The organism is Protofrankia symbiont of Coriaria ruscifolia, assembly GCF_900634745.1.
GTDB lineage: Bacteria > Actinomycetota > Actinomycetes > Frankiales > Frankiaceae > Protofrankia > Protofrankia californiensis.
In genome coordinates, this window is record NZ_CAAAFR010000036.1 from 1 (window position 1) to 15,939 (window position 15,939).

Here is a 15,939-nt window from a genome sequence, read left to right on the forward strand (position 1 = left end):
CTCGGGGGGAGGGTCCCAGTGGGGTGCGCCGCCGGCCGGATCGGGAGGTCAACCCCAGTGGGGGACGCCGTCGGGGCAGCCCGCACAACCCGCCGGGGCGGGCGGAGGTTGGGGCGCACCCCCACCACCACCGGCTCAGCCACCCCAGCCGACCCAGCCGTGGGGGCAGCCGGCACCGGTACAGCCCGGCGGGCAGCAACATTACTGGGGTACGCCGCAGGGCCAGCAGCAGGCTCCGCCGCCTCCACAGAGCGGTTGGGGAGCCGGCCAGCCACCGGCCCCGCAGGGTTGGGGTGCGCCACCGCCCCCGCCGGTAACCGGCGCCGGCGGCGCGCCCGTGAACCTGGACAAGGGCCGGGTCTCCCTGCGCAAGGGCCAGAGCGTCTCGCTGGTCAAGAGCGGTGCTCCGCCCCTGACCCGGGTGCGGATGGGCCTCGGCTGGGATCCGGCATACAGCGGGCGCCAGATCGACCTGGACGCCTCCTGCATCCTGTTCGACAACCGGGGCAAGGATGTGGACAAGGTGTGGTTCATGTCCAAGAAGGGCGCCCGCGGCGCGGTTCGCCATTCCGGCGACAACCTCACCGGTGCCGGTGAGGGCGACGACGAGACCATCTTCGTCGACCTGGCCGCGCTCCCGCCGAACGTCGAGGCCCTGGTCTTCACGGTGAACAGCTTCCAGGGTCAGCAGTTCACCGAGGTTCGCAACGCCTTCTGCCGGTTGATCGACGACTTCACCGGCGCCGAACTCGTCCGGTTCGACCTGTCCGAATCGAAGCCGCAGACCGGGCTCGTCATGTGCAAGGTGGCTCGCCAGCACGGTGGTCCGAACTGGACGATGACCGCCATCGGTGAGTTTCACGACGGCAAAACCGTACGCGCGATGGTCGGCCCGTCCAAGCAGTACCTGTAGGCCGGCGGCCCGGTGGTCCGGGCTGGATGTCGGGTGACGACCGGAACCGTTCCCGATCATCACCCGACGTCCGCCGGCACCGAGGCCGTCTGCCGGCATTTGGCCATCTGTCGGTGTTCGGCCGTCTGCCGGTGTTGACATGCGGTTTACGACAGTTTGTAGTCCCGCAGCAGCGCACGGCTGATAATGCGCTTCTGCACCTCGGACGTGCCCTCGCCTATGAGCATGAACGGCGCCTCGCGGAAAAGCCGCTCGATCTCGTATTCCTTCGAGTAGCCGTATCCGCCGTGGATGCGGAAAGAGTCGGTCGTCACCTCGTAGCAGTACTCGCTGGCAAGATACTTGGCCATTCCGGCCTCGACGTCGTTGCGCTGGCCGCTGTCCTTCTTGCGGGCCGCGTTCACCATCATCAGGTGGCCGGCCTCGACCTTGGTCGCCATCTCCGCCAGCTTGAAGGCGATCGCCTGGTGGTCGATGATCTGCTTACCGAAGGTCCGGCGCTGTTGGGCGTAGGCGATGGCCAGCTCGAATGCCCGGATCATGATGCCGCAGGCGCGGGCCGCGACATTGACCCGGCCGACCTCCACGCCATCCATCATCTGGTAAAAGCCCTTACCGCGGCCGTCCGTGCCACCGAGGATCGACGATGCCGGTACCCGGTGGTTGTCGAGCACCATCTCGGTGGTCTCGACCCCCTTGTAGCCGAGTTTGTCGATCTTTCCGGGGATTGTGATGCCGCCGTGGGTGCCGAACCCGGGTTCTTTTTCCAGCAGGAACGTCGTCATGTTCCGGTAGACGGAGTCGGCCCCCTCGTCGGTCTTCACGAGAGTCGCGACGAGGCCGGCACGGGCACCGTTCGTCAGCCACATCTTCTGGCCGTTGACGAGGTAGTCGTCACCGTCGGGAGTGGCCCGGGTGCTGATCGCGGACACGTCCGAACCGCAGCCGGGCTCGCTCATCGAGAAAGCACCACGGACCTCCCCGGTCGCCATTTTCGGCAGGAGTCGCTGCTTCTGTTCCGGCGTGCCGTGCTGAATGATGAGGTAGGCGACTATGAAATGTGTGTTAATTACACCCGACACGCTCATCCAGCCACGGGCGATCTCCTCGACGACCAGGGCGTAGGTGAGCAGTGATTCACCGAGCCCGCCGTACTCCTCGGGAATGGTGATCCCGAACAGCCCCATCTCCTTCATGGCCTCGACGATCGCCTCGGGGAACTCGTCCTTGTGCTCGAGTTCCGTGGCGTACGGCAGAATCTCCTTGTCGACGAATATACGCACAGCCGACAAAATGTCGGCCTGGACGTCGGTCAGACCGTCGGTCTGCGCGATCCTGCCCATCGTGTCCGCTTCCCCTCTCACCGTATCGTGGCCGACCCATACCACTTCCGTACCAACCGTCGGGAATCACATGCGGGCCGTCACATACTTATGAGGAGTATCACGGCATTCGGGGACGGGCGCCAGCGACGATAACGATCACTCCCTGTCTGTTGCCACCCGCACCGTCGCCACCCACACCGTCGCCACCCACACCGTTACTCCGCGACGGCGCGGGTCCCCGGTCGCGACGGCGCGGGAGCCCGCCGTCCTCCGCCCTGCGGAACGCCATCTGGATCATTGTCCGTATCGGCAATCACTGCCCGTATCAGACGATATCTGCCGGATAGCGCCTAAAATAGTCCCGAGGGGGCTCGATGCGGTGGGTGTTGGCATACCCGTTGTGCCTCCGGAGGTGCGGTGCTCTCGGTTCTTCGCAAGGTCCACCAAGGGCCGGTTACCAAGGTCCACCAGAGGCCGGTTACCTGGCGGCACCTGGCTGCGGCCGCCACGATGATCGTGGCCGTATCACTCGTCCTGGCAGCCGGCTGCCGGCCCGGGGACGTGGGGACGCTGCGGGCACCGGCGTCCCCAGGTGCCACGGCCACCGCCACGCCGGGGCCGCTTTCGGCTGCGGTTGTCACCCCGCCCGGGACGCTCCCGGGCCCGGGAGCGGCTGGAAACCCGCTGGCCGGTGTCCGCTTCTACGATGATCCCGACACGCGGGCGGACGCGGTCACGGCCCGGCTGCGCAGCCGCAGTCCCGCGAACGCGAGCCTGCTCGACAAGATCGCGGGTACCCCGCAGGCGATGTGGCTCGGTGACTGGTTCCCGACCACGCAGGTCCGCACCATGGTCGCCGCGCGGGTCAGCAGCGCGCGGGCCGCCCACGCGATCGCGATATTCGCCGTCTACCACATACCGGCCCGCGACTGCGGCGGCTACTCGGCCGGCGGGGCGAACTCGCCGGCCGAATACCGTGCGTGGATCTCGGAGGTTGCCGCCGGCATCGACTCGGGCCCTGCCGCCGTGGTACTCGAGCCGGACGCGATCGCCGGTGCGGACTGCCTGTCAGCCGCTGACCGGCAGACGCGCTACACGCTGATCCGTGAGGCGGGCATGCTGCTGACCCAGCACGGAGCCACCGTCTACCTCGACGCGGGGCAGCCGGACTGGCGCCCTGCCACCGAAATGGCCGGACGCCTGCGGCTTGCCGGTGTCGCCGCCGTGCGCGGCTTCGCTCTGAACACGGCGAACTTCGTCGACACCACCGACCTGCTGGCCTACGGCGACCAGATCGTCGACGAGCTCGGCGGCAGTGGCCACTTCGTCGTCGACACCAGCCGCAACGGGCGCGGCCCGGCTCCGGACAGGCAGTGGTGCAATCCGGCGGGGCGAGCGTTGGGAACCCGTCCGACCACGGCAACCGGTGACGAGCGCGCGGACGCGTTCCTGTGGGTGAAGGGCCCCGGGGAGTCCGACGGCACGTGTAACGGAGGCCCGCCGGCCGGTGAGTTCTGGACGGACTACGCCCTCGGACTGGCCAAGCGGGCGCCCTATTAGCAGCCCCAGCCCCCGTCACCTCGTCGCCGTGAGCCTCAGGAGGCTCGTGAGGCTTGTTCCGGCTGGTGCCCCGTGGCGGGCGCCGCGGATCTCGGCAGCTGGTCCGAGCAGTAAGATCGACAGTGGATCGGGCGGTGGAGGTAGCCTCGCGCGGTGAGGCCGAACTGTGAACCACACCGTGGTGTTCGGCCATGACAGCGGCACCGGCCCGGCTGTTCTGTCGGAGACTGGCGGGCCTGCTCGTCCTCGATCCCAACGGTGACGTGGTCGGACGGCTGCGGGACGTGGTGGTGATGTTGCGGCTGGGTAGCCAACCGCCGCGCGTCCTCGGGCTTGCGGTCGAGGTGCAACGCCATCCCATCTTCGTCCCGATCAGCAGGGTGACCGGGGTGGAGTCGGGTGCCGTGGTGCTGTCCTCGGCCAGGTTGAGCTGGCGCCGGTTCGCCCAGCGTCCCGGCGAGACCCTTGTGCTCGGTGAGCTCCTGGACCGGCAGGTGACGCTGGTCGCGACCGGTATCCGTGTCGTCGTGGTGGACGCCGCGATCGAACAGATCCGCGGCGGCGACTGGGTTCTCGACCAGGTCGCGGTACGGACCGGCCGGCGGCGCCGCGGCGAGGTCCGCGCGGTCTCCTGGGCTGAAGTCACCGGATTCTCCCTGCCGGAGGAGGACCAGGGCGCGGCCAACATGCTCGCGGTGTTCGAGAAGCTGCGGCCCGCGGACCTCGCCTCGCTCCTGCGGGATCTGTCCGACAAACGCCGTGTCGAGGTGGCTGCGGCCCTCGACGACGAGCGGCTCGCCGACGTCCTGGAAGAACTGCCCGAGGACGAGCAGGTCGAACTGCTCGGCGGGCTCGCCGACGAGCGGGCCGCCGACGTCCTGGAGGCGATGGGCCCCGATGACGCTGCCGACCTGCTGGGGGACCTGCCCGCCGGGGAGGCCGAGCGGTTGCTGTTGTTGATGGAACCGCGGGAGGCTGAGCCGGTCCGGCGCCTGCTCGTCTACCCCGACAGGACCGCCGGCGGCATGATGACCAGCGAACCGGTGATCGTCGGCCCGAACGCGAGCGTGGCCGAGGCGATCGCGCGGGTGCGGGCGCCGGAGCTTTCCCCGGCCCTGGCCGCGCAGGTGTACGTGGTGCGTCCTCCGTTCGAGACACCCACCGGGCGCTACCTCGGGCTTGCCCATTTCCAGCGTCTGCTGAGGGAACCGCCCGGGATGCTCGTCAGCGGCATCGTCGACGTCGACATCACCCCACTGCGGCCGGAGGCGTCGCTGCAGGAGGTGACCCGTCACCTCGCGTCGTACAACCTGGTTGCCGCCCCGGTGCTGGACGACAGCGCCCGGCTGGTGGGGGTGGTCACCGTCGACGACGTGCTGGACCACCTGTTGCCGGCCGGCTGGCGGGAACACGACCTCGACTCGGACGCCTCGGGTGCGCACCCCCCGAGCGTGGGCACCTGATGAAGATCCGCCGTCGTACGGGCAGGCTCGATCAGCCTCGCCCGTCCCGCCGGTCGGCGCTGACCCGCCGTCCCTACGAACCGGACGCCTTTGGCCGGGCCGCCGAGCGGATCGCCCGGTTCATCGGGACCGCGCGCTTTCTCGTGGTCCAGAGCATAGTGGTGGTGTTGTGGATCAGCTACAACATCATCGCACCCCGTGACCTGCGGTTCGACAACTATCCGTTCATCTTTCTGACGCTGGCGCTGTCCCTGCAGGCGGCGTATGCCGCACCGCTGATCCTGCTGGCGCAGAACCGGCAGGACGACCGGGACCGGGCCAACCTCGCGCAGGATCGGGAGCGCACCGGACGCCAGCTCGACGACACCGAATACCTCGCCCGCGAGATAGCGGCAATCCGTATCAGGGTCGGGGAACTGGCGACCCGCGACTACCTGCGTTCCGAGCTGCGTGCGGAGCTTCGGGCGCTGCTGGCCGAGTCCGCGGGGACAGACGCGGGAACAGGTGAGGACGCAGCCGCTGGGCGTCGTCGCAGCCCTGGATCGTGGGAGCGGCGATCCGAACGCCGCAACTCCACCGACCGGAGGATCTGACCGGCGCCGCCGATCGGCGGGCCTGACCGGCGCCCTCGACCGGGGTCTGACCGGCATTCTCGACCGGAGGGTTTATGTAAGAGATCCGCGACATAGCGTGAGAATGGACAGGGCGATTTCAACCCCGCGCGGCCCGAGTTCCCGCGACCAGGCTGTGATGATCTCGTTTTCCCGCTGGTGCTGGATGCGCGGACCGCCGTCCGCGGAACGCAGCGCCTGAATCTGACGGGATATCTCCAGGCGTGCGCCGACGAGCGCGCGAAGCTGGACGTCGATCTCGTCGATGGTCTGCCGGCCGTCCGCGATCGAGGAGATCGTCGGTGCCGGCGTGGCTGAGGGGAGCGCGTGGCTTGTCATCTGGGCCCTTTTCGTTCGGGACCCGGTCATCCCAGAGCCTGGCAGGCCCGGGGAGAGTCCGGGCCTTGAGTCTCGGCGTGTCGCGTCAGATACGCGGCAGTGCAGGGACCGTGCCCGGCCCCTGGTAAAAATGATCCGGCGATCTGCTCGCGCGAAGCGCGCAGACACGAGATCCACCGAGCATGGCCACCAGCATGCCAGTCGAGATTGCCACCGTCCAGCGCTCCATCCGGCTCCCACCGTGACCTCACACGGATGAGACGTCACACGGATGTCACGCGGATGCCGCACGGATGCCGCTGACGAGGCAGGCGGCCGTGGGGAGAGCCGGTGACCCTGCGGCCCCCGGGACAGCATCGGGACGGATGAGAGGATCGTTTCGTGGACCAGTTGCAGTTGGACGGCATGCCGCGGCGGCTGTTCGTGTGCACCCCGTCGAAACTGTCCGCGTTCGCGGAATGTCCCCGCCGCTATCGGATGGCTTATCTCGACCGTCCGGCGCCCCCGAAGGGGCCGCCGTGGGCCCACAACTCCCTCGGTTCCAGCGTGCACAACGCCCTGCGGGCCTGGTGGGACGAACCGCTGGCCCGCCGCACGCCGACCCGCGCCGCCCACCTCGTCCGCCTGTTGTGGATCACGGATGGCTGGCGGGACGCGGAGCAGTCCGCGAGCTGGCGGGAGCGGGCCGCGGAGATGGTCGGACGCTACGTGGCCACCCTCGACCCGTCCCGTGAGCCCAGGGCGGTGGAACGTCAGGTTGCCGCGCGCACCGAACGGCTGGCCCTGTCCGGGCGGGTCGACCGGCTTGACGACCGTGACGGCGAACTCGTCGTCGTCGACTACAAGACGGGACGCCGTCCGCCCACCGATGACGACGCCCGCACCTCCCAGGCGCTGGCTCTCTACGCGTTGGCGGTGTCCCGTACGCTGCGCCGCCCTTGCTGGCGGGTTGAGCTGCACCATCTCCCCACCGGCACCGTGGCGGGCGCCGAACACGACGAGGCGTCGCTTCGCCGCCATCTTGGACGGGCCGAGGCGCTGGCCGACGATGCTGAGCGGGCGGGCGAAGCACTGCGCAGCGATACCGGACCCGACACGGCGTTCCCGCCGCAGCCGAGCCGACTGTGTTCCTGGTGTGACTACCGGCGACACTGTCCCGAGGGCCGCGCCGCCGCGCCCGACCGCGAGTCCTGGGACGCTGTCGCCGACCGCGAGCCCGGCTGAGCCCAGTACCCTCCGGGCCTCCGGCTACGAGAAGAATCATGGTCGGGTGGCCTTTGGCCGGTCGGGACCTGCCCGTTGCCCGGCCTGCCGGCAGGCGCTGGGCCATGATGGCCTGGTGACAGAGCGGGTGAGTGCTGGTCAGTCGAATACCGCTTCCGTGGTTGCCGATTCCACGGTTGCGCTGTCGGATGCCCGTTTGGCGGACGCCGGGCTGGTGGGCGGCGGTTCGGTTCGGCCGGACGCCGGCATCCCGGCCCGGGTGTCGGCGAAGGCCGGGACATTCACCGAGTCGGTGATACGGGAGATGACCCGGCTCTGCCTGGCGCACGCCGGTATCAACCTCGCGCAGGGCTTCCCGGACTTCCCCTGCCCGGACGAGCTGAAGGAAGCGGCGAAGGCCGCCATCGACGCGGACGACAACCAGTACGCCATCACCTGGGGGGCGAGGGCCTTCCGGCACGCGATTGCGGCCAAGGTCGCCCGTACCTACCCGGGCTGGACGGTGGATCCGGAGATCGAGATCTGTGTGACCTGTGGCTCCACCGAGGCGATGATGGCGACGATGCTCGCGTTGGTCGATCCCGGCGAGGAGGTGCTGCTCTTCGAGCCCTTCTACGAAAACTACGGCCCGGACGCGATCCTGTCCGGTGCGCGGCCCAGGTTCGTCCCGCTGCACGAACCCGACTGGAGTATTGACGAGGCGCAGCTGCGCGCCGCCTTTTCCGACCGGGTCCGTGCTGTCGTCGTCAACACACCGCACAATCCGACCGGCAAGGTGTTCACCCGTGCCGAGCTGGAGTTGATTGCCGAGCTCTGCCAGCGACACGACGCGCTCGTCATCACCGACGAAATCTACGAACACATCCAGTATCTCGGCCCGGGCGGCCATATCCCACCCGCTACCGTCCCGGGGCTCGCCGACCGCACGATCACCGTCAACGCCCTGTCGAAGACCTACGCGGTGACGGGTTGGCGGGTCGGCTGGACCATAGCCCCACCCGCCTACACCTCCGCCATCCGCAAGGTCCATGATTTCCTGACCGTCGGCGCGGCCGCACCGTTGCAGGCGGGAGGGGTCGCCGCCATGGCACTGCCGCCGAGCTACTACGACGGCATCGCCGCCGAGTACCGCGAGCGCCGTGACCTGTTGTGCGGTGCGCTCGCCGCGGCCGGTTTCCGGTTCCGGCCACCGGACGGGGCGTACTACGTCATGTGTGATACCCGAGCGCTCGACCCCGACGGCGACGACGTGGCTTTCGCTCGTCGGCTGCTGGAGACGGCCGGGGTGGCTGCGGTCCCCGGATCGTCGTTCTTCGCCAACCCCGCGGACGGACGTCACATCGTGCGTTTCGCCTTCCCGAAACGGCTCGACACCCTGCGGGCGGCGGCGCAGCGACTGTCCACCCTCGCCTGACGGTTTCCCGCAGGCCTGCGGACCTCCACGCGGATCAGCGCACTGTTATCAGGGAGGGAACAGGCAGCGGATAACCACCCGCGGCGGCCCGCGCGCGCCCCTGACGCACCTCGGCTCCGAGCCACCGCAGGTAGGCATCGACGTCGCTGCGGTGGTGTGGCCGGAGCCTGCGATTACGAAGATCATCAGCCAGTGATCGCAGTGATCGCAGTGGTCTCGGGGTGCTGGCAGCGGTCAGCATCGCCGATCGCGGTGGTAGCAGATAGCGACCACGCAGGTACTCTCCCAGCCAGCGGGCCTGCGCCTCGGCAAGCCGGACAGCGTCGGTGCTGCCGGCCGCGTCGCCAGTGCCGGTGCCGGTCGATCCCGACACCGGCAGGTCGCGGCCCGCCACAGCGCCGGTCAGGCAGTCACGCGTCCTTTTTCGATCACGGATTCTTGGGCGGCTTCGGAACGGATCTGCGCTACTTGACCGACGCTCCAGGCAGCCGCATCCGTACACCCCTTCCGCGTCCGGGTCGAAGACCCCGCCGAACAACGGCGGTGGGACGGCAGGCGACCTGGTCAGGCGGTGAGGAGCGACCTTCTCTGCGATGCTCCCGGTGATCCCTCCGGTGAGCACCACGACGTCCCACCGCGTTGCCGGCTGGTCACCGGCACGGATGTCGAACGGCCGACGACCATCGTCGACCGGGCGAACCTCATAGTTACCGTCGACGACGTTACCGACGACGTTACCGACGACATCGCGCGTTACGAACAGGTGCGCGTCCAGCCCGGAGTCGACAAGTACGCGAAGAGTCGTCTCGGCAGCCGGCCCCGCGCCGAACACCGCTACCCGGGGAAGTTGAGCCACGATCGGCAAGATTAAGCCACATGGCTTTCCGTAATGCATCCCTGCTGCGTCGCATACCGTCGGGAGGGCTCCCGGCGCCGCTTGGCCCTACGGGTCGGGCCTACAGGTCGGGCCGGCCGGGTAGGTCAGGCTTTAGGCCACCGTGTGTCACCGGCCGGCGCCACATGTTTGGATCATGGTCCTGGTGTCACCGGCCCGGTGACGCCGGCCCAGCCACCGCTGCCAGGTGGATAGGGAGGCGGCAGGCCCGGTCCGGCGGTTGCTCTTTCTCCGTCCGCTGGCGTGGCGGTGTCATCGTCAGGTGCCGTGGACCGCCCTGAGGAATCATCCGGTCGCCGGGGCCGGTCCTGGCGAGGCGCGCCATGGCATCCCGCAGTTCGGGAACCTGCCGGAGCCGGCGCGGCAGCGCGAGCAGGGCGGTGCGTGTCGCCCTTGCGCCCAGACAGGCGGCGGTGGCCAGTGCAGGTGCGTCGGACAGTCCGTAGAGCCGGCGTACCCAGCCGGGCAGCATCCCGACCGCGATCGCGCTCAGTGCGGACCACGCCGGGCGTGCGGGCGTGGTCCGCGACACCCACCAGGGCATGGGCGGCCGCAGGATGAATGCGATCATCTCTCGAGACTGCGACGTCACCCGCAGATGTGGCCGCATCCGGGCGAAGTAGCGAGCAACCGCGGCCCGACTTGCCGGGACGTCCCGGGCCGGGATACCGATCAGCTCGGCAGCGCGCACCTGCTCGGCGAAGTAGGTGTCGGCCTGCCTGCCGGTGAGGCGCAGCCCGCACCGGCAGGCCGTCGTGAGGAAGGACTCGACCTCGCTCACGTGCACCCACAGCAGCAGTTCGGGATCGGCGGCCTGATAGGGACGGCCGGTGACGGGTTCGATGCCATGGATACGCGCGTGCGCGTGGCGTACCCGTTCGGCTGCGCGGCGCGCCTGGTCCATCGTCCCATAGGTGATCGTCCCGACGTAGGCGGCAGTTCGCCGTAGGCGTCCCCACGGGTCGGCCTGGTAGGCCGAGTGCTGGGCGACGCCGGCCATGGCCAGCGGGTGTACGGCCTGCAGGAGCAGTGCCCGGATCCCGGCAACGACCATGCTCGGATCGCCGTGCACCCGCCAGGTCATGCTGGACGGTCCGAACAGCCCGGCATCGGTGTCGCCGGTGTCGGTATCGGTATCCGTGCAGGGCGCCTGGCGGCAGGACATCGATCGTGTCGCGGCATCAGTGACCTCATCGACTCGATGCCGCTGATCAGTCACCTGAACATCCTCGTTTCTTACTCTCAGAAATCAAATAGCGACCGATAGTCCCACATTGGTCATGATGGATGCATGCAAGGGTGCGTTGCGTGTCAGGGTTGTGGCCGGATGGTGATGACATGCCGGTAATGTGCACATGCACCGATCCGAGTGGGCCGATGCGGTGTCGCGCGGCCGGCGTCACGAACTAACGTGACCTCATGAGCGTTGTGAAGATCAATGCACTGACCGTTCCGGCCGAACTGCGGGCCACGCTGGAACAACGGTTCGCCGGCCGTGCCGGAATAGTGGAGGCTGCGGACGGTTTCGAGTGGTTCGAGCTGCTGCGACCGGTGGAGGGCACCGACACCTACCTCGTCTACACGCGCTGGCGTAGCGAGGAGGACTTCCAGAAATGGCAGGCGTCCACTGCCTTCCAGAGCGGTCACGCACAGGCGGCGGATACCGCGGGCGGACAGGTGCCGGCTCACCCGACTGGTCATCCCGGGCCCGGTGGTCATGGCGGGCCCGGTGGTCATGGCGGGCCCGGTGGTCATGGCGGGCCCGGCGGGCCCGGCGGGCATGGAGGACCTGGTGGGCCGGCTGCGACCGGGGCTTCGCTGTGGTCGTTCGAGGTGGTCCAGTCGGCCGCGCCCAAAACTTCCTGACAGCGTAGGTAGTTTCAGTCGTGATAGAGACGATTTCCACCCACGCCTCTTCGCGGCCTTTTCACGACGAAGTGATCGGCGCCTCCGGGGCGGAGTGATCGGTGCTCGCGGAGTGATCGGTGCTCCCGGGGCGGTCCCGGGACGGGGTGGAGCGGAGTCACCGGATCCGGTGACTGGCGTCCTCGACCTCGCCCACGAACTCCTCGACCACGTCCTCGAGGGCGACGACTCCGCGGGTCGTGCCGTTCGACCCGGGTACCCGGCCAAGGTGGCAGCCGGTCCGTTGCATCAGTCGCAGGACTTCGTCCAGAGGCAGGTCGGCGCGGACCTCGACCATCGGCCGGAGCCGGCGCGGGGGCAGCGGTTCGTCCCGGGCATCGCCGTGGATGCCGATGACGTCCTTGGCGTGCACGAAGCCGACGATCACCGTGCCCGGTCCGGCCGAGGTACCGCCGTCGACCGGACCGGGGCGCGACTGCCTGCTCGGCCGGACGCCGCCCGGGACGGCAACGCCGGCATTACCGGCATCGCTGCTCGGGCCGGCGTGGCCGGTGCCGTCGGCGGCCCGCACCGGGAAGCGGGAGAAGCCCGTCCTGGTGACCAGCTTCTCCAACTCGGACGCGGTCACCGACCACGGGACGGTCACGATCTCGGCGATCGGCATCATGACGGTGCCGGCGGTCCGCTCGGACAGTTCCAGCGCGCCGGTCAGCAGCTCGTGCTCGGTGTCCTCCAGCAACCCCTGCTGCCGCGATTCCGCGATCATCACCGCGAGCTGGTCCGGGGTGTAGGCGGTGCTGAGTTCGTCCACCGGATGGACGCGGACGAGCTTGACGCACCAGTTGGCGAAGGCGTTGAGAAAGACGATCAGTGGGCGGGCAAGGCCGGCGAACCGGAGCAGCGGTGGGGCGAGCCGGAGGGCCGCTTTCTCGGGGCCGGCCAGCGCGATGTTCTTCGGCACCATCTCGCCGAGCACGATGTGCAGGCAGACGACGATCAGGAGCGCGACCGCGAACCCGATCGGGTGATAGAAGCTGTCGGGGACGCCGAGCCGGTCCAGACCCCCCTCGATCAGGTGGGCGATCGCGGGTTCGGCCACCGCGCCGAGCCCGAGCGAGCAGATCGTGATGCCGAGCTGGGATGCGGCGAGCATCAGCGACAGGTTTTCGATCGCGGTGAGGACGACGTGGGCTCGCTGGTCGCCGTCGGCTGCGTACGGTTCCATCTGGTCGCGACGGACTGAGATGACGGCGAACTCGGCACCGACGAAGAACGCGTTGCCGGCCAGCAGGAAGATCGCGCCGATGAGATACAGCAGGGTCATCGTCGTATCCGTCCGTCCGCGTCGTCCGCGCCCGCTGTGTTGTCACCGCCGGTCCGGCCCGAGCGGTTGGCCTGCCCCGACGGCTCGGTCCGGCCGGAGCGATGTGCCTGGTCGGATCGGTATGCTCCGCCCGATCGGCCGGCCTTGTCCGGCTTGTCGGCCGGGCTGCCGGCGCGCCGGGGCTGGTCCGCGTGGGCCGGCTGGCCGGTCAACCGGATGCGGTTGATGCGATGCTGGTCCATCTCCTCGACGGTGAGCAGATGACCGTCGACGTCGACCTGGTCACCCGGTTCAGGAATGCGCCCGAGCCGGTGCAGGATGACGCCGGCGACGGTCTCGTACGGGCCCTCCGGTAGCCGGACACCTGTCAGGTCGGCGACCTCGTCCGGGCGGAGCAGGCCGGACAGCGACCAGCTCCCGTCCGTCCCGGCGGTGGCGTCGGGTCTTTCCGGAGGGTCGTATTCGTCCAGGACGCGGCCGACGAGTTCCTCGACGAGGTCCTCCAGGGTGACCACACCGGCGGTGCCGCCGTATTCGTCGATGACGACGGCGATCTGAAGACTGTGTCCCCGCAGGGTGGCGAGCAGATCGTCGCAGCTCAGCGATGCCGGCACCACCACCGGAGCGACCATTAGCCGGCTGACCGGTGTTGTAGCGCGGTCGGCCGGAGGCACGCCGAAGGCGTCCTTGACGTGGACGACCCCGACGACGTCATCGACATCCCCGGGGACGACTGCGATGCCCCCCGGGCTGGGGAGATCGGCTGACGGTACGGACGCGTCCGGGCCGGCGGTGCCGTGACCGCCGGTACTGTGACCGCCGGTACTGTGACCGCTGGCATCGTGACTGTCGGTGCTGTGACCGCCGGTGTTGCGGCTGGTGCTGCCGTGGCTGCCGGTGGCGGCGTGAGTGACGTCTGCACTGGTAGCGGGCTCGCCGTTGCCGGCAGACCGCAGAACCGGGAAGCGGGAGTGGCCTGATTCCTCGGTGACCCGTAGCAGCTCGGTGACGCTGTCATCGGCGTGGAGCGCGACCACCTGTACCCGTGGCGTCATGACGTCCTGCGCCGTGCGCTCGCGTAGCCGCAGGGACCTGCCCAGCAGACTCGCCGTGTTGCCGGGCAGTGTGCCGTGTTCGGCTGACGAGCGCACCAGCCAACCGAGTTCGGACGGCGATCTGGCCGATCGCAGCTCCGTCTGCGGCTCGATCCCCATCGCGCGCAGCAACCGGTTGGCGGATCCGTTGAGAAGCGTGATGATCGGGCGGCAGATGTTGGAGAAGAGCATCTGCGGCCCGGCAACCCGCTGGGCCACGGCCACTGGCGCCGCGACCGCGACGTTCTTCGGGAAGAGCTCACCGAAGACCATCTGGGTGACTGTCGCGATCAGGAGGGCGACGGCCACCGCGACGGCACGGCCGGCTCCGGCCGGCAGACCGGTCGCTCTGATCGCAGGCAGCAACAGGGACGCAATCGCCGGTTCGGCGACATAACCGAGTACCAGCGACGTCAGAGTGATTCCCAGCTGCGCGCCGGAAAGCTGGAACGACAGCGATCGGACAGCACGCAGAACCCGAGCCGCGCTATGGGAACCGTCCCGCGCCTCCTGTTCGAGCTGGCTGCGGTCGATCGCCACAAAAGCGAATTCAGCGGCCACGAACAGGCCGTTGCCGGCGATGAGGGCGGCAATCAGAACCAGGCCGAGGATGTCGCCGATCATTGCTGTTGCGGGGGCCAACGAAGATCGCCATGGCGATCGGGCGATTGGGGTGCTGGAGCGGACACGGACGCCGCTGTCGATGCCGGCCGGAGGCCCTGCCCTGGCGGTACTGGCGCGCCGCGTGCCATCTCTTCATCCTCACAGACGTCTGGCGTGTCGCCCAGGGGTCTTTCCTGGACCGAGGGCATTCGCCGTTCACAGTCAGGAATGCGTGCACCGTCGGGGATGTTTGCCGTGCCCTGCCAGGGATGTTCGCCGGGGCGCTTCGCGCAGGAGCAATCTATGCCCTTTCATGATTCGTCCGATATAGAGGGCGGTGTATCCGGACCGCCTGTGATGTTGTCGCGGCGTGGGGTGTTGTGGTTTCGCGCTGACGCTTGGAGACTGATCTGTATGGCTCGCGTCTTCGCCGTCGCAAACCAGAAGGGTGGCGTCGCCAAGACGACGTCCGTGGCGAGCCTCGGTGCCGCGCTGAGCGAGTTGGGATGCCGGGTCCTGCTCGTTGACCTTGATCCGCAGGCATGCCTGACGTTCTCCCTGGGCCTGGATCCGGACGCCATCGAACTGTCCGTCCACGACGTGCTGCTGGGTCGGCTCAGTCCCGGCCTTGTGCTGCGGGGGACCGAGGACGGTCCGGATCTGCTGCCGGCGACCATCGAGCTGGCGGGGTGCGAGGCCGTGCTCCTGTCGCGTACCGGCCGTGAGCATGCGCTGCGGCTTGCGCTCGCCGAGATCGGTGACAGCTACGACTTCGTCCTGATCGACTGTCCTCCCTCGCTCGGGATCCTGACGATCAACGGGCTGACGGCGGCGGACGAGGTGATCATCCCGTTGCAGTGTGAGACGCTGTCGCATCGCGGTGTCGGGCAGCTGCTCGACACCGTCCATGACGTGCAACGCCTCACCAATGCCGACCTGCGGGTCCGCGGGGTGTTGCCGACCCTGTTCGACGCCCGGACCGCGCACGGCCGCGCCGTTCTCGTGGACATCTCCGCCCGGTACGTGGTCACGGTGCTCCAGCCGCCCATAGCGCGGTCGGTCCGGTTCGCCGAGGCGCCGGGTTCCGGGCGCTCGATCCTCACGACGGCGAGGCGTTCCAGGGGCGCGGAGGCGTATCGGTCACATGCCCGGGCGCTCGTGGAGGCGGAGTCCGCCGCGGGTGCGCCGCAAGGGGCTCGGTCACGTCCGGGTGCGCATGGACGCCAGGAGGAGGGCGGCCCGGACGCCGGGGCCCGGGTGTCACCGCCGGCACCGCCGGCACCGCCGGCACCGCCGGCACCGCCGGCC

The 15,939-nt window shown here is 68.9% G+C and carries 14 protein-coding genes; 8 read left to right on the forward strand and 6 right to left on the reverse strand.

Going from position 1 to position 15,939, the window contains the following annotated elements; translation table 11 throughout:
- A partial coding sequence (locus tag CV1CTNOD_RS26280; protein WP_131784909.1) for a TerD family protein occupies window positions 1–913 on the forward strand: 913 nt, incomplete at its 5' end.
- A gap of 146 nt (window positions 914–1,059) precedes the next feature.
- Here the strand turns inward: CV1CTNOD_RS26280 and CV1CTNOD_RS04495 are convergent.
- Window positions 1,060–2,256 carry an acyl-CoA dehydrogenase family protein gene (locus tag CV1CTNOD_RS04495; protein ID WP_131785019.1) on the reverse strand — a complete coding sequence of 399 codons (1,197 nt, stop codon included), beginning with the start codon at window positions 2,254–2,256 and terminating at the stop codon, window positions 1,060–1,062.
- A gap of 399 nt (window positions 2,257–2,655) precedes the next feature.
- Between CV1CTNOD_RS04495 and CV1CTNOD_RS04500 the strand changes: the two genes are divergently transcribed.
- The 3 genes from CV1CTNOD_RS04500 to CV1CTNOD_RS04510 all read left to right on the forward strand — a co-directional run bounded on the left by CV1CTNOD_RS04500 (window position 2,656) and on the right by CV1CTNOD_RS04510 (window position 5,854).
- Entirely contained in the window at window positions 2,656–3,798 is a 1,143-nt protein-coding gene (locus CV1CTNOD_RS04500) for a glycoside hydrolase family 6 protein (RefSeq protein WP_131784910.1), read from the forward strand.
- A 191-nt stretch (window positions 3,799–3,989) separates the two neighbouring features.
- Window positions 3,990–5,261, forward strand: coding sequence for a magnesium transporter MgtE N-terminal domain-containing protein (locus CV1CTNOD_RS04505; RefSeq protein ID WP_207386188.1), 1,272 nt, complete (start codon window positions 3,990–3,992; stop codon window positions 5,259–5,261).
- Window positions 5,261–5,854: a DUF1003 domain-containing protein gene (locus tag CV1CTNOD_RS04510; protein ID WP_131784911.1), complete on the forward strand. Its 594-nt coding sequence runs from the start codon at window positions 5,261–5,263 to the stop codon at window positions 5,852–5,854. The genes CV1CTNOD_RS04505 and CV1CTNOD_RS04510 overlap by 1 nt, the downstream gene beginning before the upstream one ends.
- A gap of 72 nt (window positions 5,855–5,926) precedes the next feature.
- Here the strand turns inward: CV1CTNOD_RS04510 and CV1CTNOD_RS04515 are convergent, their stop codons facing one another.
- Window positions 5,927–6,211, reverse strand: a complete 285-nt coding sequence (locus tag CV1CTNOD_RS04515; RefSeq protein WP_131784912.1) for a chorismate mutase — start codon at window positions 6,209–6,211, stop codon at window positions 5,927–5,929.
- Window positions 6,212–6,592: 381 nt separating this feature from the next.
- Between CV1CTNOD_RS04515 and CV1CTNOD_RS04520 the strand changes: the two genes are divergently transcribed.
- Both CV1CTNOD_RS04520 and CV1CTNOD_RS04525 read left to right on the forward strand, forming a co-directional pair.
- The gene (locus tag CV1CTNOD_RS04520) at window positions 6,593–7,435 is read left to right on the forward strand and encodes a RecB family exonuclease (RefSeq protein WP_131784913.1); all 843 of its coding nucleotides are present in this window, start codon (window positions 6,593–6,595) and stop codon (window positions 7,433–7,435) included.
- 211 nt (window positions 7,436–7,646) lie between these two features.
- Complete coding sequence (locus tag CV1CTNOD_RS04525; protein ID WP_242606377.1) at window positions 7,647–8,849, forward strand: pyridoxal phosphate-dependent aminotransferase; 1,203 nt, start codon at window positions 7,647–7,649, stop codon at window positions 8,847–8,849.
- Between the two features lie 34 nt (window positions 8,850–8,883).
- On the opposite strand, the gene CV1CTNOD_RS04530 is transcribed toward CV1CTNOD_RS04525, so the two are convergent.
- Both CV1CTNOD_RS04530 and CV1CTNOD_RS04535 read right to left on the reverse strand, forming a co-directional pair.
- Window positions 8,884–9,705, reverse strand: coding sequence for a hypothetical protein (locus CV1CTNOD_RS04530; protein WP_131784914.1), 822 nt, complete (start codon window positions 9,703–9,705; stop codon window positions 8,884–8,886).
- A 187-nt stretch (window positions 9,706–9,892) separates the two neighbouring features.
- Window positions 9,893–10,909 carry an oxygenase MpaB family protein gene (locus CV1CTNOD_RS04535; protein WP_131785021.1) on the reverse strand — a complete coding sequence of 339 codons (1,017 nt, stop codon included), beginning with the start codon at window positions 10,907–10,909 and terminating at the stop codon, window positions 9,893–9,895.
- 254 nt (window positions 10,910–11,163) lie between these two features.
- Between CV1CTNOD_RS04535 and CV1CTNOD_RS04540 the strand changes: the two genes are divergently transcribed.
- Window positions 11,164–11,610: an antibiotic biosynthesis monooxygenase family protein gene (locus CV1CTNOD_RS04540; RefSeq protein ID WP_131784915.1), complete on the forward strand. Its 447-nt coding sequence runs from the start codon at window positions 11,164–11,166 to the stop codon at window positions 11,608–11,610.
- Window positions 11,611–11,767: 157 nt separating this feature from the next.
- Here the strand turns inward: CV1CTNOD_RS04540 and CV1CTNOD_RS04545 are convergent, their stop codons facing one another.
- Window positions 11,768–12,934: a hemolysin family protein gene (locus CV1CTNOD_RS04545; RefSeq protein ID WP_131784916.1), complete on the reverse strand. Its 1,167-nt coding sequence runs from the start codon at window positions 12,932–12,934 to the stop codon at window positions 11,768–11,770.
- Window positions 12,931–14,670: a hemolysin family protein gene (locus CV1CTNOD_RS04550; RefSeq protein WP_347402888.1), complete on the reverse strand. Its 1,740-nt coding sequence runs from the start codon at window positions 14,668–14,670 to the stop codon at window positions 12,931–12,933. Before CV1CTNOD_RS04550 ends, CV1CTNOD_RS04545 begins: the two co-directional genes overlap by 4 nt.
- A 375-nt stretch (window positions 14,671–15,045) precedes the next feature.
- Here CV1CTNOD_RS04550 and CV1CTNOD_RS04555 point away from each other — a divergent pair.
- Window positions 15,046–15,939 (forward strand): ParA family protein (locus CV1CTNOD_RS04555; RefSeq protein ID WP_242606363.1); only part of this gene is annotated, 894 nt, incomplete at its 3' end.